The sequence below is a fragment of the Bradyrhizobium sp. 76 genome (assembly GCF_023073025.1).
In the GTDB taxonomy this organism is placed as follows: domain Bacteria; phylum Pseudomonadota; class Alphaproteobacteria; order Rhizobiales; family Xanthobacteraceae; genus Bradyrhizobium.
The window spans coordinates 777,052-800,917 of record NZ_JADPIS010000149.1 but is presented as its reverse complement, the minus strand read 5'-3'; the positions used below and the strand labels follow the sequence as shown (position 1 = coordinate 800,917).

Annotated in this window: 26 protein-coding genes; 14 read left to right on the top strand and 12 right to left on the bottom strand. The window is 64.2% G+C overall.

Annotated features, from left to right (window positions below; genetic code table 11):
- The first annotated feature begins 6 nt into the window (after positions 1-6).
- Positions 7-1,062 (top strand): dihydrodipicolinate synthase family protein, encoded by a 1,056-nt coding sequence (locus tag IVB48_RS39335; protein ID WP_247408538.1) that lies wholly within the window; start codon positions 7-9, stop codon positions 1,060-1,062.
- On the top strand, positions 1,050-1,832 hold the full coding sequence (locus IVB48_RS39330) for an ABC transporter ATP-binding protein (RefSeq protein WP_247286294.1): 783 nt from the start codon (positions 1,050-1,052) through the stop codon (positions 1,830-1,832). Before IVB48_RS39335 ends, IVB48_RS39330 begins: the two co-directional genes overlap by 13 nt.
- A 122-nt stretch (positions 1,833-1,954) precedes the next feature.
- Here IVB48_RS39330 and IVB48_RS39325 read toward each other — a convergent pair whose 3' ends face one another.
- The 3 genes from IVB48_RS39325 to IVB48_RS39315 form a co-directional block, all read right to left on the bottom strand.
- Complete coding sequence (locus IVB48_RS39325) at positions 1,955-3,046, bottom strand: substrate-binding domain-containing protein (RefSeq protein ID WP_247408536.1); 1,092 nt, start codon at positions 3,044-3,046, stop codon at positions 1,955-1,957.
- A gap of 156 nt (positions 3,047-3,202) precedes the next feature.
- Positions 3,203-3,460 carry a hypothetical protein gene (locus tag IVB48_RS39320; RefSeq protein ID WP_007609546.1) on the bottom strand — a complete coding sequence of 86 codons (258 nt, stop codon included), beginning with the start codon at positions 3,458-3,460 and terminating at the stop codon, positions 3,203-3,205.
- 79 nt (positions 3,461-3,539) lie between these two features.
- Positions 3,540-4,490 carry a DUF2778 domain-containing protein gene (locus IVB48_RS39315; RefSeq protein WP_247408534.1) on the bottom strand — a complete coding sequence of 317 codons (951 nt, stop codon included), beginning with the start codon at positions 4,488-4,490 and terminating at the stop codon, positions 3,540-3,542.
- A 211-nt stretch (positions 4,491-4,701) separates the two neighbouring features.
- Between IVB48_RS39315 and IVB48_RS39310 the strand changes: the two genes are divergently transcribed.
- Positions 4,702-5,139, top strand: a complete 438-nt coding sequence (locus IVB48_RS39310; protein ID WP_247408532.1) for a DUF1810 domain-containing protein — start codon at positions 4,702-4,704, stop codon at positions 5,137-5,139.
- A 9-nt stretch (positions 5,140-5,148) separates the two neighbouring features.
- Here IVB48_RS39310 and IVB48_RS39305 read toward each other — a convergent pair whose 3' ends face one another.
- Entirely contained in the window at positions 5,149-5,925 is a 777-nt protein-coding gene (locus IVB48_RS39305) for a crotonase/enoyl-CoA hydratase family protein (RefSeq protein ID WP_247408530.1), read from the bottom strand.
- Positions 5,926-5,957: 32 nt separating this feature from the next.
- The gene (locus IVB48_RS39300) at positions 5,958-6,440 is read right to left on the bottom strand and encodes a hypothetical protein (protein ID WP_027569761.1); all 483 of its coding nucleotides are present in this window, start codon (positions 6,438-6,440) and stop codon (positions 5,958-5,960) included.
- Positions 6,441-6,542: 102 nt separating this feature from the next.
- Here IVB48_RS39300 and IVB48_RS39295 point away from each other — a divergent pair, with 102 nt between their 5' ends.
- The 3 genes from IVB48_RS39295 to IVB48_RS39285 all read left to right on the top strand — a co-directional run bounded on the left by IVB48_RS39295 (position 6,543) and on the right by IVB48_RS39285 (position 10,146).
- The gene (locus IVB48_RS39295) at positions 6,543-7,151 is read left to right on the top strand and encodes a helix-turn-helix domain-containing protein (protein WP_027569760.1); all 609 of its coding nucleotides are present in this window, start codon (positions 6,543-6,545) and stop codon (positions 7,149-7,151) included.
- Positions 7,152-7,166: 15 nt separating this feature from the next.
- On the top strand, positions 7,167-7,952 hold the full coding sequence (locus IVB48_RS39290) for a fumarylacetoacetate hydrolase family protein (protein ID WP_247408528.1): 786 nt from the start codon (positions 7,167-7,169) through the stop codon (positions 7,950-7,952).
- Between the two features lie 112 nt (positions 7,953-8,064).
- Positions 8,065-10,146, top strand: a complete 2,082-nt coding sequence (locus tag IVB48_RS39285) for a methyl-accepting chemotaxis protein (protein ID WP_247361354.1) — start codon at positions 8,065-8,067, stop codon at positions 10,144-10,146.
- Between the two features lie 35 nt (positions 10,147-10,181).
- On the opposite strand, the gene IVB48_RS39280 is transcribed toward IVB48_RS39285, so the two are convergent.
- Entirely contained in the window at positions 10,182-10,772 is a 591-nt protein-coding gene (locus IVB48_RS39280) for an NADPH-dependent FMN reductase (RefSeq protein WP_247408527.1), read from the bottom strand.
- Positions 10,773-10,822: 50 nt separating this feature from the next.
- Positions 10,823-11,770, bottom strand: a complete 948-nt coding sequence (locus IVB48_RS39275; protein WP_247408525.1) for a helix-turn-helix domain-containing protein — start codon at positions 11,768-11,770, stop codon at positions 10,823-10,825.
- 301 nt (positions 11,771-12,071) lie between these two features.
- Here IVB48_RS39275 and IVB48_RS39270 point away from each other — a divergent pair, with 301 nt between their 5' ends.
- From IVB48_RS39270 to IVB48_RS39260, 3 genes are read left to right on the top strand one after another with little or no spacing between them, the layout of a single operon-like run.
- Positions 12,072-13,178, top strand: coding sequence for a DUF2336 domain-containing protein (locus IVB48_RS39270; RefSeq protein WP_247408523.1), 1,107 nt, complete (start codon positions 12,072-12,074; stop codon positions 13,176-13,178).
- Positions 13,175-13,495: a PilZ domain-containing protein gene (locus IVB48_RS39265; RefSeq protein WP_007591767.1), complete on the top strand. Its 321-nt coding sequence runs from the start codon at positions 13,175-13,177 to the stop codon at positions 13,493-13,495. Before IVB48_RS39270 ends, IVB48_RS39265 begins: the two co-directional genes overlap by 4 nt.
- Before the next feature lie 50 nt (positions 13,496-13,545).
- Positions 13,546-14,667: an HD domain-containing phosphohydrolase gene (locus IVB48_RS39260; protein WP_247408521.1), complete on the top strand. Its 1,122-nt coding sequence runs from the start codon at positions 13,546-13,548 to the stop codon at positions 14,665-14,667.
- Positions 14,668-15,029: 362 nt separating this feature from the next.
- Here IVB48_RS39260 and IVB48_RS39255 read toward each other — a convergent pair whose 3' ends face one another.
- Positions 15,030-15,707 carry a nitroreductase gene (locus IVB48_RS39255; protein ID WP_247408519.1) on the bottom strand — a complete coding sequence of 226 codons (678 nt, stop codon included), beginning with the start codon at positions 15,705-15,707 and terminating at the stop codon, positions 15,030-15,032.
- Between the two features lie 121 nt (positions 15,708-15,828).
- On the opposite strand from IVB48_RS39255, the gene IVB48_RS39250 reads away from it, so the two are divergent.
- Positions 15,829-16,791: an alpha/beta hydrolase gene (locus IVB48_RS39250; RefSeq protein WP_247408517.1), complete on the top strand. Its 963-nt coding sequence runs from the start codon at positions 15,829-15,831 to the stop codon at positions 16,789-16,791.
- A 46-nt stretch (positions 16,792-16,837) separates the two neighbouring features.
- Here the strand turns inward: IVB48_RS39250 and IVB48_RS39245 are convergent, their stop codons facing one another.
- Positions 16,838-17,209, bottom strand: coding sequence for a nuclear transport factor 2 family protein (locus IVB48_RS39245; protein WP_247408515.1), 372 nt, complete (start codon positions 17,207-17,209; stop codon positions 16,838-16,840).
- A gap of 98 nt (positions 17,210-17,307) precedes the next feature.
- Here IVB48_RS39245 and IVB48_RS39240 point away from each other — a divergent pair, with 98 nt between their 5' ends.
- On the top strand, positions 17,308-17,871 hold the full coding sequence (locus tag IVB48_RS39240; RefSeq protein WP_247408512.1) for a TetR/AcrR family transcriptional regulator: 564 nt from the start codon (positions 17,308-17,310) through the stop codon (positions 17,869-17,871).
- A 15-nt stretch (positions 17,872-17,886) separates the two neighbouring features.
- On the opposite strand, the gene IVB48_RS39235 is transcribed toward IVB48_RS39240, so the two are convergent.
- The gene (locus IVB48_RS39235) at positions 17,887-18,351 is read right to left on the bottom strand and encodes a cupin domain-containing protein (protein WP_247408510.1); all 465 of its coding nucleotides are present in this window, start codon (positions 18,349-18,351) and stop codon (positions 17,887-17,889) included.
- Between the two features lie 204 nt (positions 18,352-18,555).
- On the opposite strand from IVB48_RS39235, the gene IVB48_RS39230 reads away from it, so the two are divergent.
- Together IVB48_RS39230 and IVB48_RS39225 are read left to right on the top strand one after the other, a co-directional pair.
- Positions 18,556-18,804 (top strand): hypothetical protein, encoded by a 249-nt coding sequence (locus tag IVB48_RS39230; RefSeq protein WP_035962662.1) that lies wholly within the window; start codon positions 18,556-18,558, stop codon positions 18,802-18,804.
- 82 nt (positions 18,805-18,886) lie between these two features.
- The gene (locus IVB48_RS39225; protein ID WP_276576839.1) at positions 18,887-20,143 is read left to right on the top strand and encodes a type II asparaginase; all 1,257 of its coding nucleotides are present in this window, start codon (positions 18,887-18,889) and stop codon (positions 20,141-20,143) included.
- A 14-nt stretch (positions 20,144-20,157) separates the two neighbouring features.
- Here IVB48_RS39225 and IVB48_RS39220 read toward each other — a convergent pair whose 3' ends face one another.
- Positions 20,158-21,033 (bottom strand): MBL fold metallo-hydrolase, encoded by an 876-nt coding sequence (locus IVB48_RS39220; protein WP_247408508.1) that lies wholly within the window; start codon positions 21,031-21,033, stop codon positions 20,158-20,160.
- A 182-nt stretch (positions 21,034-21,215) separates the two neighbouring features.
- Between IVB48_RS39220 and IVB48_RS39215 the strand changes: the two genes are divergently transcribed.
- Complete coding sequence (locus IVB48_RS39215; RefSeq protein ID WP_247408824.1) at positions 21,216-22,172, top strand: glycerophosphodiester phosphodiesterase family protein; 957 nt, start codon at positions 21,216-21,218, stop codon at positions 22,170-22,172.
- Here the strand turns inward: IVB48_RS39215 and IVB48_RS39210 are convergent.
- A complete protein-coding gene (locus IVB48_RS39210) occupies positions 22,169-23,791 on the bottom strand; it encodes an ABC-F family ATP-binding cassette domain-containing protein (RefSeq protein WP_027569745.1) in 1,623 nt (540 codons plus the stop codon). The genes IVB48_RS39215 and IVB48_RS39210 overlap by 4 nt on opposite strands.
- Between the last annotated feature and the right edge of the window lie 75 nt (positions 23,792-23,866).

Genomic DNA, 23,866 nt, shown 5'->3' with positions numbered 1-23,866 from the left:
GACATCATGCACCACAGCCAGATCAATCGCGATATCCGCAAGCTGATCGCCGACGGCACCGTGCTGCCGGCGCATCCCCTCGCGCTCACCGCCGAACGCCAGCTCGACAAGAAGCATCAGCGCGCGCTGACGCGCTATTACATCGACGCCGGCTCCGGCGGCCTTGCCGTCGGCGTGCACACCACGCAGTTTGCGATCCGCGATGTCGGCCTCTATCGTCCCGTGCTCGAGCTCGCTGCCGAGACGGCGGCGAACTGGACCAAGCGTCCGCTGGCGCTGGTCGCGGGCCTCGCAGGTCCGACCAGGCAGGCCACCACTGAAGCTCGCACCGCGCGCGACATCGGCTACCACGCAGGGCTCCTCAGTCTCGCTGCGATGAAGAGCGCGTCCGAAGACGAGATCATCGCGCATTGCACAGCGGTCGCAGCCAAGATTCCGCTGGTAGGCTTCTATCTTCAGCCGGCAGTCGGCGGCGTGGTCCTGTCGAGCCGGTTCTGGCAGCGCTTTGCCTCGATCGACAATGTCATCGCGATCAAGATCGCGCCGTTCAACCGCTACAGGACCCTTGATGTTCTGCGCGGCGTCGCGGCGGCTGGCGCGCTCGACCGCGTCGCGATCTACACCGGCAATGATGATCATATCCTGCTCGATTTGATGCTGCCGTTCGATCTGCGCGACAACGGCGTCACCACGCGGACCTACTTCAAGGGCGGTCTGCTCGGCCACTGGTCGGTGTGGACGGCGAGCGCGATTGAGCAGTTCGAGCGCTGCAAGGCGGCACGGCACAAGGACAGCGTCCCGGCCGAACTGCTCGCGCTCGATGCCCGCGTCACCGATTGCAACAGCGCCTTCTTCGACGTCGCCAACGATTTTCGCGGTTGCATCGCCGGCTGCCATGAGGTGCTGCGACGGCAGGGCCTGATGCAGGGCCTATGGTGCCTCGATCCGAACGAGGGCCTGAGCCCCGGCCAGAAGGACGAGATCGACCGCGTCACTCGCGAGCATACAGATCTCAGCGACGATGCCTTCGTGGCCGCAAACTTGAATAAATGGCTGGCATGAGCTCAACCCCCTTCATCAGCCTGCAAGGCGTCCGCAAGGTCTATCGTAGCGGCGGAGCCGAATTCCTCGCGGTGTCCGACGTCACCATGGACGTGCAGGAGGGTGAGCTTGTCTCGCTGGTCGGGCCGTCCGGCTGCGGCAAGACCACGGTGATGAAGATCTTGGCCGGCCTGCACGACGCCGACGGCGGCACGGTGAAGATCGGCAATGCCAAAAGCCCGTTCGATCCGACCCGCGACATCGGCATGGTGTTCCAGCAGGCACTGCTGCTGAAATGGCGGACCATCCTGGACAACGTGCTGCTGCCGGCAGAGATCGTCGGCCTTCCGATGAAGGCCGCGCGCGAGCGGGCGCGCGATCTGCTCAATCTGGTGGGGCTTGCCGGCTACGAGCAGAAATATCCGCGAGAGCTGTCCGGCGGCATGCAGCAGCGCACCGCCATCGCGCGCGCCTTCATTCACGACCCAAAACTGATTCTGATGGACGAGCCGTTCGGCGCGCTCGACGCCTTGACGCGCGAGCAGATGAATCTGGAGATGCTGCGGATCTGGCGCGAGAGCGGCAAGACCATCATCTTCATCACGCACTCGATTCAGGAGGCCGTGTTCCTGTCCTCGCACTGCGCCGTGCTGACCGCCGGCCCGGCGAAGATGGCCGATTATTTCCCGATCGATCTGCCCTTCCCGCGGGCTCTGCCGCTGAAGACGACGGACGCGTTCGGCGCCTATGCACGGCGCATTTACGAGAAGCTGGGTTTGGGCGCGGCTTAATTCACCGCACGATAGATGCTGTAGGGTGGGCAAAGCGAAGCGTGCCCACCATGGCGAGTCGAGCAAGCAGTGGTGGGCACGGCGCAAGTGCGCCTTTGCCCACCCTGCGGGAGTTTGCGCGATCAGGTCTTGTTGCGCATCTTGCCGAGCAGATAATTGTCGTAGAAATTCTCCGCGATCTGCGTGTAGAACAGCAGCTCCTTCATATAGGCGTCGTGGCTTTCCTTGGTGCGCTTGAACAGGTCGCTCTTGGTGGCGAGCTCGTTCAGATGGTCCTGGGTCGCCGCATAGCAGGCCTCCAGCACCGGCTGCGGAAACGCCTTCAGCTCCGCGCCATTGGCGATCAGCCGCTTCAGCGCCGCCGGATTCACGCTGTCGTATTTCTCGAGCATCCAGGCGCCCGCGGCCGACGCGGCCTGATTGACGATCGCCTGGTACTGCTTCGGCAGCGACGCCCACTTCTCGTCGTTGACGATCATGTGCAGCATGGCGCCGCCTTCCCACCAGCCGGGGAAGTAATAGTATTTGGCGACCTTCTGGAAACCGAGTTTTTCATCGTCATAGGGGCCGACGAATTCGACCGCGTCGATCGTGCCCTTCTCCAGCGCCGGATAGATGTCGCCGCCCGCGATCTGCTGCGGGACCACGCCGAGGCGCGCCAGCACATGGCCGCCCATGCCCGCAATGCGGAATTTCAGGCCCTTGAGATCGTCGACGGTCTTGATCTCCTTGCGAAACCAGCCGCCCATCTGGGTGCCGGAATTGCCGCAGAGGATGGCATGCGCCTTGAACGGCTTCAGCGCCTCGTTGGTGAGGTCGGCGCCGCCGCCGAAATGCCACCAGGACTCCTGATGACGATGGTTCATGCCGAACGGCGCGCCGGTCGCATAGGCCAGCGCCGGCTCCTTGCCGATGTAGAAATAGAGCGGCGTCTGCGCCATGTCGACGGAGGCTGTGCTGACGGCATCCAGCGCCTGCAGGCCGGGAACGAGCTCGCCGGCCGCAAAGGTCTGGATCTGGAATTTGTTGTCGGTGGCCTCGGCAACATATTTCGCAAACGTCTGCGCGGTGCCGTAGATGGTGTCCAGCGACTTCGGGAAGCTCGACGTCAGGCGCCATTTGATCTCGGGCGCGCCTTGCGCGATCGCGGGTGCGGCAACCAGCGTCGTCGCGCCGGCGACCGCGCCGCCCTTGAGAAATGTACGGCGTTTCATGATGGGTCTCTCCCTGAACTACGTTTCAATGTATCGGCTTGAGCGCGATCTTCGCGAGCTATTGCCGTTCCTATAGCGGAATTCAAGTGGTGAGCGGTAGCCCGGATGGAGCGCAGCGCAATCCGGGAATCTCCCCAAATATCTGCCGTGTCGCTCTCAGAGCAGCTTGGCGCTGACGAACAGCGCGCGCACGGCGTTGGTCGCCTGCACGACGAGCATGGCGTTCTCGGCGGCGCCTTCGAGCGCCGCGACCGCGTCTTCGTGCAGCGAGCGGAATTCCATCCACTCGACCGATTTGAAATTGGTGAGGAATTGATAGGCCTGGCCGACGGTCGCGATCGCCAGCGTGTCGCCGTTCAGCTTGATCTTGAACGTCGTGCGCAGCGGGGTCTCGGAACTTTGCGGATCACTCATGGGCTGCTTCTGGACGATGACGGCTTAACGAAGGGAAAACGGCAGCCCCGCCGCGGCAGGCAAATATCAGGAGCAGATATCAGGACTCAGTGCTCGCGCGCTGCGAGGCGGTCGCCGATGGGGTCAACCTGGGCACCACGACCAGACGGTTGAACTCACCGTTGTCGTAGGCCTTCATGAACCGATCATAGTCCTTGATCGACACGCAACCGTTGGAGTCGCCACGGGGCCCGAGCATGTAATTGTGGGTGAGCAGGCCGACGCGGCCGAGCGCGCTGGTGCCTTCGGTAGGCGTCAAGCGCAGTGCGCGGACGCCGTGAAACAGTTTTTCGCGCGGCTTGAGGTCGTAGGTCGCGGGCGGGGTCGCGCCAACCATCCGCTGGTCGACGTGCTCCGGATCGTCCATCAGCGCGCCCATGCCGGAATGCGCTTCGAGCGCGAGGCCGCTCGGCAGGTAGAGCGCCTTGGCCGAGATGTCGTAGACCGCGGTGCGCGAATCGTAACCGAGCGCGGCGAGGTCCGGCGCCTTGCCGAACAGGCCACTGTCGGGCGTCAGCGAGGCCAGCCTGATCTTGTCGGTGAATTTTTCGAAGAAGTTGCGGTTGTCGACCCTGGGGTTGGTCTCCGCGTAAGCCTGGCTCGAGGCGATCTGGGCGGAGATGTCGGCCTGGGGCGGGCGCGAGCGCGGCATCGGGATGGCGTCAGCACGCTGCGATTGTCTCGTCTCCTCCGACATATGCCGGTCGTCGTCGGTCAGGGTCGAGCGCCAGTCGTCGCCCTGGAGCTTCTGGGCAAGCACCGCCTTGGCGTCGCGCAATTTGAGCTGGACTGCACTCACGGCGGAGCGCTCCAGCGTCCGCAAGCCGAGCTCGCGGGCGGGCGGACTGCTGGAAGCCGAAGCGAAACGATCATCGAATGAAGGCGCATTGGCCGGCGGCAGCGCAGCGGTGACCAGCGAGGCCGAACCGCCGATATCCGCGACCCAGGCGGCGGCGCCCAGTGCCAGCGCGACAGCGGCCAGAGACAGCAATATCGTCTCGGCTCGCCCAAGACGGCGGCGCGACAATAGCCTCTCGGCTTGTGCCCGGTCGGAAACCATCAGCTCCCCAAAATCGATCCCCGGGGGGACCCACCCCAACCCGGAGATTCTATACCAGCTACCACATTGGGAGCCAAAAGTTAGGCATAATCGCGGCCGGCAAGGCTCCGGCAAGCCATTCCAGGGTATCCCAAGGTATCCAATGACCGATCCTTTCGACCTCATGCGGTTTGTCCGGGCCCAGGACCCGGTCTATCGCGACATCCAAGAGGAGCTGACCCGGGGCCGAAAGCAGAGCCATTGGATGTGGTTCGTCTTCCCGCAGGTCGCCGGCCTCGGCTTCAGCGCCATGTCGCAGCGCTACGCCATCGCCTCCCGCGCCGAGGCCAAGGCCTATCTCGCCCACCCCATCCTCGGTCCGCGCCTGATCGAATGCACCCGCCTCGTGCTTGCCATGGAGGGTCGGAGCATCAACGCCATCCTCGGCGCGCCCGATGACGCCAAATTTCGCTCGTCGATGACGCTGTTCGACGCGGTGTCCGACGAACCCGTTTTCGACGAGGCGCTCGCCAAATATTTTTCCGGCGAGCGCGACGACGCTACGCTGGAGATCCTGTCGAAGCTGGATCGGCCGACATAGCGCGTCGGATCAGCGCCCCTGAAAGACGGCCGCGCGACGCTCGATGAAGGACTGAATGCCCTCCTTCGCGTCGGCGCTGGCAAGCACGCGATCGCGGATTATCGGGATATAGGTGATCGCCGCGGCCTCGCCGGCTTCGACATATTTGGCCGCGGCTTCCTTGGTGACCTGGATGCCGAGCGGCGCATTGCGCGCGATGATGGCGGCGAGCGCCATCGCCCGCTCGACCTGCTCTCCCGCCGGCACGACCTCCTGGACGAGACCGATTGTGTGGGCGCGCTCGGCTGAAAACTCGTCGCAGAGGAACAAATGATACATCGCGTCACCCCAGCCGGCGCGCGACAAAAAGCGGAAATGCGCGCCCCCGAGCGGCGCAATGCCGCGCTTGGACTCCATTTGGCAGAAGCGCGCATCCTCGGCGGCGACCACGATGTCGCCGGCGAGCATCAGCTCGATGCCGATCGTGAACACGATGCCCTGCACGGCGGTGATAACAGGCTTGCGGCAGCGCTTGGCAAGGCCGAACGGATCGACATTGCCTTCCCTGATATTGCGCTTCTCCGCAGTCGGGCCGAAGAATTTCGGCATGTCCAGACCGGCGGTGAAATCCCCGCCCTCGGCGCAAACCACGCCGACGCGATAGGCATCGTTGTCGTGCAGCTCAGTCAGCGCATCGGACAATTGCTCCATCATCGCCGGCGTGAACGCGTTCTTCTTCGCGGCGTTGTCGATGATGATCTTGAAGACATGGCCGTGCACCTCGGTGCGGATCTGACCTTCGCTCATTTCGCTTCTCTCCGGATTAGTCGGTGGGCAAATCAGGCCGGCGGCTGAATTGCCGCGCGGATAGCCTCGATCCGCTGCGGCGTGAACACACCGGAATCCAGGAGTTGGAGGATCGAGAGCACGCCGCCGCGCGATCCCCAGCTTCCCTCCTCGATGATCTCGAAATTGACCCACCAGGTTGGCGCAGGCGCCTGCATGCCGCAGGCCTCCGCAAGCCGCGCCAGCACATTGCGGATCACCTCCGCTCGCACCTCGGCAGGCCAGGCTGCGTTCATCACCGCGATATTGACGGTCATCACGTCGCGCGGCGTTTCCTGGTCCGACAGGAGCCGGCCGCCAATCGCCATGCAGTCGGCTGGCAGGTCATGGAAATGCACCTGAAAGCCCATTCGCGCCGCCGGCGCATGCTGGCCGATCTCGGGCGAGAGCACGGCGTCGGTCAGGCTTTCGGCGAGGCAGCGGCGCTGCGCCAGTCCGAGCCGGCCGGCAGGTGCGGTCACGGTGATGATGGTCAACCTATTCCTTTCTGCGACTATGACGCACGTCATATCGCAGTGCCGCTTGCCTATGTCAATCGTCATAGTTTAGATAAAGCACAGCCAACTGCGGAAGTTCCGATGACCACCACGCGCGACAAGATGATCGCCGGCGCCGCCGACCTGATGAGCCGGCGCGGCGTCAACGCCACCAGCATGCGCGACGTCGTCCGCCATACGGCGACGCCACGCGGCTCGATCAGTCACCACTTCCCCGGCGGCAAGCAGCAGATGATCGCCGAGGCCGTAACCTTTGCCGGCAAGCAGGTGTCCATTCCCCTGGAGAGGGCCATGAACGAACGCGGCGTGATCGGTGGCTTGCGAGCTTTCGTCGCATCGTGGCGCCGCCAGCTGGAAGCGACCGGCTTCGAGGCCGGCTGCCCCGTGCTCGCGGTCGCCGTCGACCGCTATGTCGGAGAAGCCTCCGACAGGGACGACGAGACGGCGCAGCAGCACCTGCTCGATCTTGCCGACGGCGTGTTCGCCGATTGGCGACAGATCATGCGCTCAGCCCTCCTGCGCGAGGGAGTGGCCGCCGAACGCGCGGAGCGGCTTGCAACGCTGGTCGTCGCCTCGATCGAAGGCACGGTCGCAATGTGCCGTGCAAATCGCAGCGCCGACGCGCTCGATCAGGTGCAAGAGGAGCTGGAGACGGTCCTGTCCTCCGCCCTCGCCCGCACACCAGGATAGAATGGAGACGCACCGATGGATCTCTCCCGACAACGCGAACTCGCCCGCCATCTCGCCGATTTGCGCCGCGAGGGCCGGCAGCAAAGCGGCCTCGAGCAGCGGCTGGTGCCGCCGGATGCCGACACGGCGTACCGCATCGCGCAGATGGTGGAAGAAGAATTGGGCTGGGACGTCGTCGGCTGGAAGATCGCCGGCATGAAGCCCGGGCTCCAGCGCCAGCTTGGCATTTCCACGCCGATCTATGGGCGGGTGTTCGCGCCACTGATCAAGACCTCGCCCGCGAGCGTGGAACACGTCAAACAATGCAGTCCGATTCCGGAGGTCGAGTACCAGGCCCGGCTCGGCGCCGACCTGCCGCCGCGCGCGAAGCCCTATACGGTGGAAGAGGTCGGCGATGCGGTCGCTTCGCTGCATCCCGGCATCGAGCTCGCGGAATGCCGCTTCGTCCACGACGCGGCGTTTCCCCCGATGCCCGCAATCATGGCCGACGGCTCCGGATCGGGAACGATCGTGCTTGGAGAGCCCATCGCGGACTGGCGCAAAGGCGACATTGCCAATCAGGAGGTCGTCCTGAACTGCAACGACGCCGAGAGGCGCCGCGGCAGCGCTGCAGAGGCGATCGATCATCCGCTGGTGCCGCTCGCCTGGCTCGCCAATGAGCTGTCACGAACCGGCATCGGCCTCAAGGCCGGCCAGACCATCTCCACCGGCACGCTGACGGGCATGCTGCGGCCGAAGCGGGGCGAGACTTACGTCGCCGATTTCGGTCCGCTCGGAACCGTAAGCGCGACCTACGCCTAGACGGACAGACTCAGCGCGCGGCTGCCCGCGGCCACCAGCGTAAACCCGGGATTAACATCGCCTGCTTATTGTCCGTGCAAATAATTTCCCGCGCCAGTTGCCGGACAGAATCATGAAAATCGGTACGCTCCTGACCACCGCCATCGTCTCGCTCTCGACAGTGGGCGGCGGCCTCGCCGTCTACGTCGCCGTGACGAAATACCAGACCATGGAGCGGATCACCGAGGCCCAGGGGCGGCTGGCGATCGTTCGCGCCGTCAGCGACATCCCACGCTACCTCAATCCCGAGCGCGGCTTTTCCACCAACATCCTCTATGGCCCTCCCGCCGTCGACCCGGCGCTGCTTGCCGAGCAGGACAAGCTGCGCAAGCAGACCGATGCCGCCCGCGACAGGATGAACGCGCTGCGCAAGGACCTGCCCGGCCCGTTCGACGACGGCAACACCACCGGCGGCAACATCGACGCCGTCAATTCGAAGTTCACCGCGCTGCGCGAGGCCATCGACAAGGCGATGTCGGGCCCGCCGGAGGCGCGCAAGGACGCGGCCAAGAAGATCGTCGCCGACAACGCCGTGCTCAACGCCGGCGTGACCGCGCTGCTCAACGAGCAGGTCCGCCGCATGGCGATCCTCAACGGCGATGCCTACCGGCAGGCCAGCTACGCCAACATCGCCATGACATTGCGCGACGTGGGCGGCTTCAACTCCAGCCTGCACAAGAATCTCGTCGGGGGCAAAAAGCCGGCGACCGATACCGAGAAGGCCGAGATCAGCCGCTCGCAGGGCCGCAACGACCAGATCGTGATGTCGCTGCTGGAGTTGCGCGGCAATCCCGCAACGCCGGCGAACGTTGCCGCCGCACTGGAGAAATTCAACGCGATCTATATCGACGAGTTCGGCCGCGAGCTCAAGCTGGTGAAGGAGGGTGCGGTCAGCGGCAAGTACGAACACGACATGGACACCTATTACACCGCCACGCAGCGCGGCCTCAGCACCATCATCGACGTCCGCGATGCCTTCTACGACAACGCGGAGCAGATTCTCGCCGGTGCATCCACGGCCGCCCATACCAGCTTCACCATCGCACTCGCGGGCCTCCTCGCCGTGCTGATCGCCAGCGCCGGCCTCATCGTCACGGTCCGCCGCCGCGTCTGCGCCCCGATCGTCAACCTGACGACCCGGATGTCGCGGCTTGCCGATGGCGAGGTTGCGGAAGAGATTCCCGGCGCCGAGCGTTCCGATGAAATCGGTGCCATGGCCGCGGCCGTCCGGGTGTTCAAGGACAACATGATCCGGGCCGACAGCCTTGCGGCGGAGAAGCAGGCCGAGAACGACGGCAAGATGCGCCGCGCACAGGCGCTCGACGGGATCACCCGCGCGTTCGAAGCCAAGGTCACCGAGCTCGTCGGCGGACTGTCCCGCGCGTCATCCACCATGGAAAGCACGGCGCAGTCGATGACCTCGACGGCGGCCCAGACCAACAGCCAGGCCGCGGTCGTTGCCGCCGCCTCACAGCAGACATCGAGCAACGTCCAGACCGTCGCGAGCGCCACCGAAGAGCTGACCTCTTCGATCTCGGAGATCGGCCGTCAAGTGGCCCAGTCTACCGAGATCGCGGCCCGCGCCGTCGACAACGCCCGCCGCACCGGCGACACCGCCCGAGCGCTGGCCGAGGGCGCACAGAAGATCGGCGACGTCGTCACGCTGATCCAGAGCATCGCCGAGCAGACCAATTTGCTGGCGCTCAACGCGACCATCGAGGCCGCCCGCGCCGGCGACGCCGGCCGCGGTTTCGCGGTGGTTGCTGCCGAAGTGAAATCGCTGGCGGGCCAGACCGCCAAGGCCACCACCGAAATCTCCGAGCAGATTTCGGCGATCCAGGCCGCGAGCGACGAGACCGTGACCGCAATCCGCAACGTCGCCGACGTGATCGGCGAGATCGACCAGATCGGCACCGCCATTGCGGCCGCGATCGAGGAGCAGGGCTCGGCGACCAAGGAGATCGCCCGCAGCGTCCAGGAGGCCGCGCGCGGTACCCAGGAGGTCAACACCAACATCTCAGGCGTGCAGCGCGCCGCGGACCATACCGGCACGGCCGCGAGGGAGGTGCTGGGCGCGGCCGAGCAGCTCTCGACCCAGTCACGCGATCTCGCCGGACAGTTCGACCGTTTCCTCGGTGAGGTCAGGGCCGCGTAAGCGCGGCAAACGCGCAGCTTCGTAGTCCGAGACCGTCAGTAAGGCGGTGCCTTGCGCGCCCGCTGCGCCTTGGCGGCCTCGATCCACCAAGCGAGATCGTCGGCGAAGCGCGGGAATGAACGTTCGAGCGCTTTGCCGCCCTCGCCGATCGGTTCGCCAGCTTCCGACAGCGTCTGTGCGATCGGGCCGACGCCGATGGTGCTCGACACCACCACCATGCCCATCTCCGACAACGTGCCATGCCAGGCGGTCGAGGCACGCGCGCCGGACAGGCGGCCGGCCGAATAGCTCACGATCGCGGCCGGACGCCAGAACCACTCCTCGAGGAAGTGGTCGGTGAGATTTTTCAGGCCCGGCTGGATGCCCCAATTGTATTCGCCAGTGACGAAGACGAAACCGTCCGCGCCGCGGATCTCTCCGGCCAGCTTCTCCAGCGCCTCGGGTGCGGAGCCCTTGGGATATTCCTTGTACATGCGATCAAGCATCGGCAGGCCGATCGCCTTGGCATCGATGAACACGGCGTCGTCGCCGCGGGCGCGCAGGCGATCGATGACGAAATTCGCAAGGCGGATGCCCATGCGGTCGGAACGGTAGGAACCGTAGAGGACGAGGATGCGATTGCTCATGGGCGGTAGTATAGCACGGATCAGCAAGCCGGCCTCAACGTTTTGACGCGCTAGGTTCGCCGCCCGTGCTCGAGCGTTTGCGACGGTGTCTCGCCGAACTGATCGCGATAGCTTCTGGAGAAGTCGCCGAAATGCCAGAACCCGAACGCCAGCGCGACGGCCTTGACGCTGTCGGCACCGGCGAGCAGCCGCTGGCGCACCAGCCACAGCCGCCGCAGACGTAGATAGCGGTGCAGGCTCATGCCGCGATAGCGGCGGACGACGTCGTGCATGGTGCGAACCGGCAGGCCAAGCTTGCGCGCGATCTCGTCGCTGTAGATGGGCTGAGAGAGGTCGTCGGAAAGCAGCGCGCGGATGTCCTGGAAGACCTTGAAGTTCCGCTCGTCATTGGGATGCAGGGTCCATCGCGCGGGACCCATATTTTGGAAAATTACGTCCACGGCGCCGAGCAGGGTCTCCTTCATGGCGGCCGCCTTCAGCGGCACGTCGGGCGCGTCGACCGGCTCCGACGCGGCTGTCAACACCTCCCGAACCACAACGCGGAGCCGGTTCAAGCCCGCGGCGGTCGTTTCGAAGATCTTGAAGCAGAGGGCTGCTTGTGGCCAGCCGCGATCCGTCACCTCCGGCCTGAACACCACCGAGGCGATTTCCCGCTGAACCTCCTCGACGGTGGTGTAGGCCGCGCCGCCGCTGCCGATGACGATGACGGGTCGTGTGCGCCGCGTGCCGTTGAATCGAACGGACACGTCCAAATCGTCCATCGTGAATCCGATCGCGGTGCAATTCTCGACGAGCTGTGCGTCGACGACCCGCGGAAATGCCCGCGTCAAATTCACGTCGCAGCCGGGCAGCGACAGAATGGTCTGCTCGGCCGAAATCCTCCGTACGAAAGGCGTGAACTCGAAGTTCAGGCCCCGTATGGCATTTCGAAATTCATCGACGTCAGAGAAACGAAATACCTTTGGCGCCAGCGTCGGCGCATCATCAGTTCTGTTCATGGCAATGTGAAACTTCGCGTCGCAACACGCGCGCGTCCGGCGACGATGCCGGCCCAACTTCCCCGTTCCGGTGTCCCCTCAGTCTGAAAGAATCACTTCGAACTATGCCGACCAGTTGGCGAGCGTTGAAGTCCAAATACAACCCGGCGCATCAAATCTCGCCAATTTTCGATAGCGTTTCCTGCCGTGTCAGCGGTGCACCAATACCCAAACGATCGAAAGCAACATTTCAAATTAACGTCTGTCGGGCGGAATGAGCACTGTTCGATAGTCAAAATCAATTTTGAGTCAGGCCCCTGCCATGATGGCAAATTCGCCTGCTGATATTCTCGCTGAATTGGAAGAGGCGGTCGCAGCGTGCCCGGCGGAGCGTTGCGACCGCATTCTCTCCGGCATGGTGCAGCTGCTCATTGGCAGCCACGACCAGTGCCGGGAATTGCTCGTCAACGTGGTCGACGGTGTTCTGCTGCGCTTGACGGAACGGGTCGATGCCAGCGCGCTGGTTCAGCTCAGCACGGCACTGGCTGAGCTTGACGTTGCGCCTCCCGAAACATTGTGGCGTCTGGCCTCACACGACGATCCCGACGTGGCGTGTCCGGTGTTGCTCAAATCGCAGGCACTCTCCGCGGCAGACCTCGAGGCTGTCATTGACTCCCGTGGCGAGCGGCATCGACGCGCAATCGCCGCCCGCAGCGAGATCGCGCCGGCCGTGGCCGAGGCGTTGATCAAGCACGGCGGCCCGATCTGCCTTGCCCTGATCAAGAACCCGGGAACGAAATTCTCCGACGCAGCCTATGCGGCGCTGATTGCCAAGGCTGACCAGGACGGCGAGATCGCGAAGGCGCTGGTGCTCCGGCCCGGCACGCCCGACCTGGTCGTACGCAAGCTGCTCTCCGCCCCACCAGCCCGGAAGGCACCGGCCACACCCAACCCGCCCGCCGCGGCGCCGGTGCCGGAAGCGGAGCCGGCTCCGCCAAAGCGGCCTTGCAGGGCCGACTACGCAAGCGCGAGGCCGGAGATCGTCGTCCTCAACCGCATCGGCAAGCTCAACGATTCCACGGTGAACCGTTTTGCGATCCGCGGCGAAACGGCTAATTTGTTCACGGCGCTGTCGGTGCTTTCAGGGGCGCCGCTCGAGATCATCGAGCGTGTCGTGAGCGACGACGATTGCGAAGGGCTGGTCATGGCGTGCCGGGCATCGCGGCTGAACTGGCAGACCACCCTTACCATCCTGAGCAACCGCGGCGGGAAAAGGCTCTCTTTTGCCGAGCGCGAGCGCGCGCAACGCATCTTCGAGACGCTGCTTCTGTCCACCAGCCAATGGGCAGTGCGATGGGGAGAAATAGCAGCAAGCGCCAACACGCGCGATCCGGTAGATCGCGGCTCGAAGATGGTGGTTAACCGATGAAGTTCGACGGTCGCAAAGCGCAGCGCGTAAAAATGGATCACAAGCAGCCGGTCAATCTGATGGGCTCGGACGGCACGTGGCGGCGCAGTTGCGTTCTGCTCGACATATCGCAAAGCGGTGCGAAGATCGAAGTTGAGGGCACGCTCGACGTGCTGCGGGCAAAGGAATTCTTCCTGCTGCTATCGTCGACGGGGCTCGCCTACCGGCGCTGCGAATTGGTCTGGATCGACGGCACCACCGCCGGCGTGCACTTCGTCACCGCAGACGGAAAGAGGAAACCGGCAGCCGCCGCGCAGACTGCCGCTCAGAGCAAATAGCCTCAAGGATTCATCAGCCCCAGTTAACTCCAGCATGATTCAGGTCAACCGTGCAGAACGCGCGAATTATATCCCGCCCCGTCAAAGGCGACGGCGGCATCCGACAGAAGGAAGCGGCACGCCCGTTCGTGCATGTGCTGGCTGATTCCTCGGACAAATTGTCGAGCGTCTGTTCGATTCTCGAGCAGCAGTTTGCCGTCGCAGGCGAACGGCTCGACGCGGAAGCCAAGCTGTCCGAGGTGCCGTTCGCGATCGTGATCCGTGCGGAATTGCGTGACGTCCGCACCATTGCGGCCATCAAGAAACGAGCCGCAAAGCTCGCGAAGGCAACGAAACGCATCTTCCTGGTCGAGCACTCCTCTCACATGAGTATCTCGCAGGCGTACGCGCTCGGAGCCACGCTCGTCCTTCCCGGGACGATCGACAAGATCAAGCTCCTGGCAGCGCTGGCTCATCCCGCCGAAGAGGCGTCTGGTTCCTCAGGTCACGCGCCGCAGCCGGACAACGCCGTCGAGACCGCGGCGATCGCCATCGCGTCGATGTTCACGGCCGTCACGCTCGGCGAGCCTGTCGACGTCGACGGCACGAAGGAAGCCGGCCGCCAGATCGCCGATCGCATCACCCAGCATGGCTTGTCGGAGTGGCTCACCACGGTGCGGCGCCATCACGAGGGGACCTATCAGCATTGCCTCCTCGTCACCGGCGTCGCCATCGACTTCGGCCTGAGCCTTGGCGTCGGCAGGCCAGATCTGGAGCGGCTATACACGGCGGCCATGTTCCACGACATCGGCAAGGCCCGGATTCCGCTTGCCATCCTCGACAAGCCCGGCCGTCTCGATCCGGAGGAACGTGCCATAATCGAGACGCACCCGGTGGCGGGCTACGATTTTCTGAAAGACCACGACAATATCTCGCCGGAGATCCTTGATGCCGTGCGGCATCATCACGAATTTCTCGACGGCAGCGGCTACCCGGATGCGCTTTGCGCCGGGAACATCGGTGATGTCGTGCGCATCCTGACGATCGCGGACATCTTCGCTGCCCTGATCGAGCACCGGCACTACAAGCCGACGATACCGCGGGCAGAGGCTTATAACATTCTCTGCGGAATGAGTGGAAAGCTGGAAAAGGCACTGCTGACCGCGTTCAGACAGGTCGCGCTCACGAGATGAGCGCAGCAACCCGTCTCGACCCCGGTCTAGTGCGCGGCGCGATGTCTGGTGCGGCGCGGAACGGTCCGGCACGCGAGCCCTTCGGCCAGCAGCTTCATGTCCTCGTGCCGGCCGCTCCGGATCAGCCGGCCGAACTCTTCGGGTGTGAAAGGAAGACTTGGATCATCATCGATCGGACGCCGCACTCGCGGGCCGAAGAACCGTCGAACCAGGCTAGCGAGCCGCCGCATGTCAATTCCCTCGCGCCAGCATCAAACCTTTCAGTCCGTACATTGTTCCTCCTGCACGATCGAGATTGCAAGAGGCCGCCACACGGTCCGCACCAAAAAAATTCGGCGAGAGAATAATCTCCTCTGCCTGCGCTACTCGGCGAATCCGACGTAGCGCACGAAATCGTCGTTGCCCTCGCGATCGGAGCGAACGGCGTTCGCGGCAAAGTTGTCGTCGGGATAGCCCATCGCGACGCAGGTCATGATCACCTCGTCCTCCGGAATGTTTGCGACCTCGCGCACGATGTCGGAGCGCATGATGCCCTGCCCGTTGATCACCGAACCGAGCCCGCGGTCCCAGGCCGCGAGCACGATGCCGTAGCAGAGCGCGCCCAGGTCGAAATGGCAGACCGCGCCGGGATCGAGCACGCGGTCATAGGTCAAGACCAGCGAGACCGGCGCGTCGAACTGGCGGAAGCCGCGCAGCACCCAGTCCTGGCGCATCGGCTTGTCGTCGCGCGCGATCCCCATCGCGCCGAACAGTTTCTTGGCGACGTCGACCTGCCGCGTCCGGTGCACACCCTGGTACTCGCCGTGGCTGACGATGTCGCGCTTGACCTTGGCGCCGCCAACCATTTCCTCCATGTTGCGTCGGCGCAGCTGTTCCAGCGGACTGCCTGTGAGCACGTGGACATGCCAGGGCTGGGTGTTCATCGATGACGGCGCACGCTTGGCGCTGTCGATGATCGCCTCGATCACCGCGCGCGGCACCGGCTCGTTCCTGAAGCCGCGCACGCTGCGGCGCGACTGGACCAGCGTTTCGAATTCCACCTCAAGACCTCCCTGCCCGTTCATTCCCTGACATTGCCACATGCGAGCGGTTGCCGATGCGGCGCGCCATATCTATGCTAACCCGCAAGCAAGACCAACAACCCTGCGAGGATCCGCCAACATGGCCGCACCGCTCGATCCCGTCATCGCCCAGATCATTCCGCTGCTGCCGATGCGCGATGCCACCACGATGACGCCACAGAGCGCCCGCGATTCCTTGCGCGCACTGGCTGCCTCGCGCGCGGCCATACCGCCGCCACCCGTCGACACTGTCGCGGATATCAAGGTGAAAGGCGGCGCCGGACCGCTCGATGCACGTGTCTACCGGGTCGGCACCATGTCGGCGCCGACCGTGGTGTTCTTCCATGGCGGCGGCTGGGTCGCTGGCGACCTCGAGACCCACGACCGGCAGGCCCGCAACCTTGCGATCGAGACCGGCGCCGTCGTCGTCTCCGTCGACTATCGCCGCCCGCCCGAAACGCGCTTTCCCGGCGCGTTCGAGGACGCCTTTGCCGCGGTCAGCGACGTGTTTGGCCGCGTCGCGGAATTTGGCGGCGATGCAAAACGCCTCGGTGTTGCCGGCGACAGCGCCGGCGGCAATCTCGCCGCCACCACTGCGATCGCCTGTCGCGACGCCGGCATCAAGCTCGCTGCGCAACTCCTGGTCTACCCCGTGACCGACGTCCTCGGCAGTTATGCGGACGCGCGCGAGAACGCACGCTTTCCCTCGCGCGCAGAGAATGCCGAAGGCTACTTCCTCTCACGAGCCGTGATGGAGTGGTTTTGCGGTCATTATCTCGCAGATCCCTCGCACGCCACCGACTGGCGCGTCTCGCCGCTGCGCGCGAATTCGCTTGCCGGCGTCGCGCCCGCGATCGTCACCACCGCCTGGTTCGATCCCCTGCGCGACGAGGGCACAGCCTATGCGCACGCGCTGGAAGCCGCCGGTGTGCCGGTAAAGCACCATGAAGGCCCCGGCCTGATCCACGGCTATTTCGGCCTCGGCGATGCCTCCGAGGTGGCGCGCGCGGAAGCGCAGCGCGCACGCGCGGACTTCAAGGCGCTTCTCGCGCGCGGCGCCTGAGGGCGATATCGGGAGCGGCAGGATCGGCCGCCACGCCGGCCGGCGTTCAGGCCTTGGCAGCGGGCACCTCGAAGAAGCCCGTCGCCTGAACGAGCCGGCCGTCGCCGCCGAAGCGGCCGAAACTCTCACCCGTGACGAACACGCGACCGGCGCCATCATACATAGTCCAGCGAAAAAGCCCCTGGTCGTGGTGTTCGAGGAAGCTGTCATTCCTGAAATGCGCGCCAGGAAACTTGAGCTGGGTTTGACCGATGCGCGCCATCAAGGCGTCGCGTCCCTCAATCTGAGAGCCCGGATCGGTATACACGCAGTCCGCGGCGACGCTTTGCTCGAGCAGCCGACGCCGCTCGTCCTCGTCGACGGGTCCCCACGCCGCCTGATAGGTGTTCCAGGTCTTCAGTCGCGCTTCATCGTTCATCTCGCAGACCCTCTCATGGCTTCGTGCCACTTCCAAATTGACAATTCTTGTTCTTTTGTCAATATGACGGAGGTTCAATTCCGACGCCGGTGAGGCTCATGGCTCGTTCCAGCATTTCGAAAGAGGAGCTCGCGATCGAGGCTGCGACGGAGGTCTTCTCCCGCTACGGCCATGCCCGTACGACGATGGGCGATATCGCCGCCAAGGCGGGCATGTCGCGGCCGGCGCTCTATTTGCTCTTTCCCGACAAGGATGCCGTGTTCGCGGCGGTGATCCAGAGAATGGACGAGCAGAAGCATCGCGACATTAAGGCCGCGATCGCGCGTCTCGACGGTCTCCATGCCAAGCTGCTCCACGCCGGCAAATCCTGGGGATCCCATGGCTTCGACCTGATCGAGGCGCATCCCGATTCAGCAGATCTGTTCGACCTCCGTTTCCCGGCAGTCCGAAACGTCTACGACAACTTCCAGTCTTTGGTCGCCGACCTCATCCGCGATCAGGTGAAGGCCGCTGCAATAGCGGACGAGCCGGAAGTACTGGCGCGATGCCTGGTGTTCGGCATGCGGGGGCTGCGCGAAACCGCCAGGACCGGCAAGGAGATGCGGCGGCTGATCGCCGTTCAGGTCACCATGCTCGTCAGAAGCATCGATGACAGCGTTTGAGCTGCGAACAGCCGCCTATCTCCCCGCCCTTTGCGCGTCGGTGTGCCCCCACGTCTGGTCCCAATCCTGACCGGCGGCATCGACGACGCGGCCGTCGGCTTCGAAGAACTTGTTCGGCACCTGGAAGATCGCCAGGATCAGGGCGCCTTCCGGGCACCAGGCGGCATGCCGGCTGCCGGCCTCGCGCCAGATGAATTCGCCGGCCTTGCAGGCAATCCCCTTGGCCGGCCCCTCGTTGTCGACGAGAGCGCCTTCGATGACATAACTCTGCTCGACCCCGACATGCTCGTGATCGGGCAGCACCGATCCCGGCGCAAAGCGCATCAAGGCCGTCATCAGACCGCTGCTGCGATCGAACAGCAGCGTCTTGGCCTCGCAGCCGGGAAAGCGCGTCTTCTGCCATTCCATCTCTTGCGGCCGAACCAGGTGAGAATGCCGGTCAGAAGCGGCATCCGGCATGTTCGCAATCAGGGTCTCCATCACGATGCTCCCTTCGGCTAAACTCGCCCGAAGCTAGCAGGATCGCCCGTCCCGGTCAGCGAGCAGTGCAGCAGGCCGTCGGCCCCTTCGCACCCGCGCACGAAAAATCGCCAGGAAGACCGGACGGCAGGCGCTCATCCAGCTTGATTGCGCCACGATTCCCGGCTCCAATCCGCGCGCCATTTCTGGTTTAGGGAGACAATCATGATGAAGCGGATTTTCCTGGCTGCGATCGTTGCCACGTTTGCGGCGGGTTCGGCCTTCGCGGAGGACACCTGCGAAAGCAAGGCCGTCGGCAAGGACGGCAAGGCCCTGGCTGGTGCCGCCAAGACCTCGTTCATGAAGAAGTGCAAGGCCGACGCCTGCGCGCCCAAGGCCGTCAGCGCCGAGGGCAAGCCGCTCGCCGGCGCCGCCAAGAACAGCTTTATGAAGAAGTGCGAAGTCGGCGCCTGACCGCTGCGACTTTGGTGCTCATTTAGCGAGCAACGGTTCCACAAACTCGTCATGCCCGGGCTTGTCCCGGGCATCGACGTTTTTGTCTCTGAATAACAGAGGCAAAGACCGTTTGCCTCTTCTCGCATGCGCCGAGCGCGCAGAGCAAAATCGTCGCCACCCTAGACAGAGTGCCTCGGCTAGCGGAACATGCAGCGCTGAGCGAACAGGGGCGCACCAACGAATCTTCCAGCAAAGGGTGGTCGAGATGTTGCAGTTTCGAGTGCGTGATTACACGATGGCGATAATGAGCGTGCTCTTCGCGTTGCTCATCAGTTTTGACGTCGCGCATGCGAGGGGCCCGGGACTTCCCAACGTCATGGTGCTCGCAACCGGCGGCACGATCGCCGGCAGCGGGGCGAGCAGCACCACCGTGGTCGGCTACACCGCCGCCACCGTGGGCATTGAGACGCTCCTGAACGCCGTCCCCGAGCTGAAAACGGTGGCCAACGTCAAGGGTGAGCAGGTTTTCCAGATCGCCAGCGAGAACATGAACAATGACTACTGGCTCAAGCTCGCAAAGCGCGTCAACACGCTGCTCGCGCAGGACGACGTCGATGGCATTGTGATCACGCACGGGACCGATACGATCGAGGAAACCAGCTATTTTCTGGATCTCGTCGTCAAGAGCAAGAAACCTGTCGTCGTCGTCGGCGCGATGCGGCCGTCGACGGCGATCAGCGCGGATGGGCCGATCAACCTCTTCAATGCGGTGATCCTCGCAGGCAGCGACGAGGCCGTCGGCAAGGGCGTACTCGTTGCTCTCAACGATCAGATCAACGCGGCTCGCGATGTGACCAAGAACAACACCTCGACGGCAGACACCTTCCGCACGCCTGAACTCGGCTTTCTCGGCTACATGCAGGGCAACAAGCCGTTCTTCTATCGTCAATCGACGCGGCGGCACACGGCGGACTCTGAATTCGACGTCTCCAGCCTCGATGTCCTGCCGCAAGTCGACATCGTCTACGGCTACGCCAACATGAACCGGGTCGCGATCGACGCGTTTGTCGCCGCCGGGGCCAAGGGGATCGTGCATGCCGGCGTCGGAGACGGCAGCCTGGCTCGTCCCGCGGTCGAACCGGCCCTAGACGAGGCCCGCAAGAAGGGTGTCGTGATCGTGCGCAGCAGCCGTGTCGGCAACGGCATCGTCGCACGCAATGGCGAGGCCAAGGATGACGAACACGGCTTCGTCGTCTCGGATACGCTCAATCCTCAAAAGGCGCGTATTCTGCTGATGCTGGCGCTAACCAAGACGACCGACACCAAGGAAATCCAGCGGATGTTCTTCACTTACTAGACCGTCCGGTCGCCCTACTCCCGCTTGAAACGGTAGTCGAAGGCGGCGCCGAACGGCTTGATCAGCCCGACCGTCGGCGCCGGGAAATGAATCGGCAGGATCAGCGTGTCGGTGTCGACGACGGAAGCAAAAAACTTCCGCCGCGACACCGCCGACTGCTTCGCATCCCAATCCGGCTTGGCCGACCAGTCCGGCTCGCGGCACTGGATCTGGTGATGCATGAGATCGCCGGCCACCACCGCGCGCTGGCCCTTCGAGAAGATGTTCACGCAGCAATGGCAGGGCGAATGCCCCGGCGTCGGCGTCAGCGTGACGGTGTCGTCGAGCGCGTAATCGTCATCGACCAGCAGTGCCTGTCCGCCCTCGACGATCGGCAGGCAGTTGTCGCGAAACACGGTGCCGGGCGGGTTGCTGCCCTTGGCGTGCTCGGCCTCCCAGGCCGCATATTCCCCCTTGTGGAAGACGTATTTCGCATTCGGAAAAGTCGGCACCCAGCGGCCGTCGCGTAAGGTCGTATTCCAGCCGGTATGGTCGATATGAAGATGCGTGCAGAAGACGTAATCGATCTGCTCGAAGCCGATGCCGAGCGCGAACAGCTCGTTGCGCCAGCGCGCCTTGCCCGGAAAATCGAACGGCGGCGGATGGCCCTTGTCCTCGCCGGTGCAGGTATCGACCAGGATGGTGTAGCGCGGCGTGCGCACCACGAAGGTCTGATAGGTGATCACCATCATGCCTCGCGCGGCGTCGAACACCTCCGGCTCCATCGTCGGCAGATGGTGCTTGAACACACCCTCGTCATAGGCCGGGAAAAAATCCTGCGGCCGCCGCCACGGCCCCTCCCGCTCGATCACCGCATCGATGGTGATGTCGCCGATCCGCAGCTGCTTCATGTGCGTTCCACCCCAGCTTTTAAACCAGCGTAGCGGGCGGCATCGGACCGTTCAAGCCGGAAGGCGCTGAGCCGTCCCCTTGCGTGACGATTGCCGCAAATCAACCCCAAACGCCGCCGACGGTGATCACGGAATTGGGGGAAGAATCGGTGGGCACGAAACTGAGAGTCGCGACGGCAGCCATGATCGCCGTCGCCGCGGGCGTCTACGTCAACAACACGAGTCTGCTGGCGCCTCGTCGTGACGGCAAGCCAGTGCTGCTTGCCCATCGCGGCATGGCGCAGCGCTTCGATGAGCGCGATGTGAAGAACGACACCTGCACCGCCGCACAAATGCTGCCGCCGACACACGACTATCTGGAGAACACTGTTCGCTCGATGCGGGCAAGCTTCGACGCCGGCGCGGATGTGGTCGAGCTCGACGTGCACCCGACCACCGACGGCGAGTTTGCCGTCTTCCACGACTGGACGCTCGATTGCCGCACCGACGGCCACGGCGTGACGCGCGAGCAAAGCATGGCGAGGCTGAAGCTGCTCGACATCGGCTATGGTTACACCGCCGACGGCGGCAAGACATTTCCGTTTCGCGGCAAAGGCATCGGGATGATGCCGAAATTGTCGGAAGTGTTCGCCGCCTTCCCTGACAGGAAGCTGCTCATCAACGTGAAGAGCCGCGACGCATACGAAGGCGAGAAACTTGCCACGGTGTTGAACGCGCTGCCGGCCGAGCGCCGCCGGACGATCATGGTTTATGGCGGCGACGAGCCCATCGACATGATGCGTCGCCTTACCCCGGAAGTTCGCACGATCTCGCGCGCGGCAATCCGAAGCTGCCTGATCGGCTATATCGGCTACGGCTGGACCGGCCTGGTGCCGGCATCCTGTCGGAACGCGATGGTGCTGGTGCCGATCAATATCGCGCCCTTTCTATGGGGCTGGCCTGACCGCTTCCTCGCGCGCATGGAGAGCGCGAACAGCGCAGTGTTCGTGCTCGGTCCCTACAGCCGAGGCGAGTTCTCCACCGGCATCGATACGCCCGAGCTCATTGCCCGGCTCCCGCAAGGCTATTCCGGCGGGATCTGGACCAACGAGATCGAGGCAATCGCCACGATCGCGGGCAAGGGCAAGAGCAAGAACTAGCTCCGCAACCCCGGCGCTTCCTGCCCCGTGCGCGCGACATATTCGGTGTAGCCGCCGCCGAACTGGTGGATGCCCTCGGGCGTCAGCTCCAGCACGCGGTTCGACAGGACGCTGAGAAAATGCCGGTCATGCGAGACGAACAGCATGGTGCCCTCGAAATCCGACAGCGCCGCGATCAGCATCTCCTTGGTGGCAAGGTCGAGATGGTTGGTCGGCTCGTCCAGCACCAGAAAGTTCGGGGGGTCGAACAGCATCTTCGCCATCACCAGGCGCGCCTTCTCGCCGCCTGACAGCACGCGGCAGCGCTTCTCGACGTCGTCGCCGGAGAAGCCGAAGCAGCCGGCGAGCGCGCGCAGGGAGCCCTGCCCCGCGGTCGGAAACGCGTATTCGAGTGACTCGAACACCGTCTGCTCGCCATCGAGCAAATCCATCGCGTGCTGGGCGAAATAGCCCATCTTGACGCTGCCGCCGACCGCGACCGTGCCCTCGTCCGGCTCGCTCGCACCGGCGACGAGCTTGAGCAGCGTCGATTTGCCGGCGCCGTTGACGCCCATCACGCACCAGCGTTCTCGGCGGCGGATCATGAAATCGAGCCCGTCATAGATGCGCTTGCTGCCGTAGCCCTTGAACACCCTCTTGAGCGCCACGACGTCCTCGCCCGACCGCGGCGCCGGCGGAAAGTCGAATGCCACCGTCTGGCGGCGGCGCGGCGGCTCGACCCGCTCGATCTTGTCGAGCTTCTTCACCCGGCTCTGGACCTGTGCCGCATGAGATGCGCGCGCCTTGAAACGCTCGATGAACTTGATCTCCTTGGCGAGCATGGCCTGCTGGCGCTCGAACTGCGCCTGCTGCTGCTTCTCGCTCAGTGCCCGCTGCTGCTCGTAGAACTCGTAATTGCCGGCGTAGGTGGTGAGCGATCCGGAATCGATTTCGACGACTTTCGAGATCACGCGGTTGATGAACTCGCGATCATGCGAGGTCATCAGCAGCGTGCCTTCGTAGTCGTGCAAGAACTTCTCCAGCCAGATCAGGCTTTCGAGATCGAGATGGTTGCTCGGCTCGTCGAGCAGCATGACGTCGGGGCGCATCAGGAGAATACGCGCCAGCGCCACGCGCATCTTCCAGCCGCCGGAGAGCTTGCCGACGTCGCCGTCCATCATCTCCTGGCTGAAGCCGAGGCCGGACAGCGCCTCGCGCGCACGGCCGTCGAGCGCATAGCCGTCGAGCTCCTCGAACGCGTGCTGCACCTCGCCGTAACGCGCGATGATCTCGTCCATCTGGTCGGCCTTGTCGGGATCGGCCATCGCGGTCTCGAGCTCGCGCAGCTCGGCCGCGACCGCACTCACGGGTCCCGCCCCGTCCATGACCTCGGCCACGGCGCTGCGGCCGGCCATCTCGCCGACGTCCTGGTTGAAATAGCCGATGGTGATGCCGCGGTCGGTCGAGACCTGCCCCTCGTCGGGCAGTTCCTCGCCGGCGATCATCCGGAATAGCGTGGTCTTGCCCGCACCGTTCGGGCCAACGAGGCCGATCTTCTCGCCCTTGTTGAGGGCGGCGGACGCTTCGATGAACAGGATCTGGTGGCCGGCTTGCTTGCTGACGTTGTCGAGGCGGATCATGGGGTCTTTTTGGGGGATTGTTGCGTTGCAGCGTCATAGGCCATGCCGGCCGCCAGGGGAAGCCCGGCCGGACCC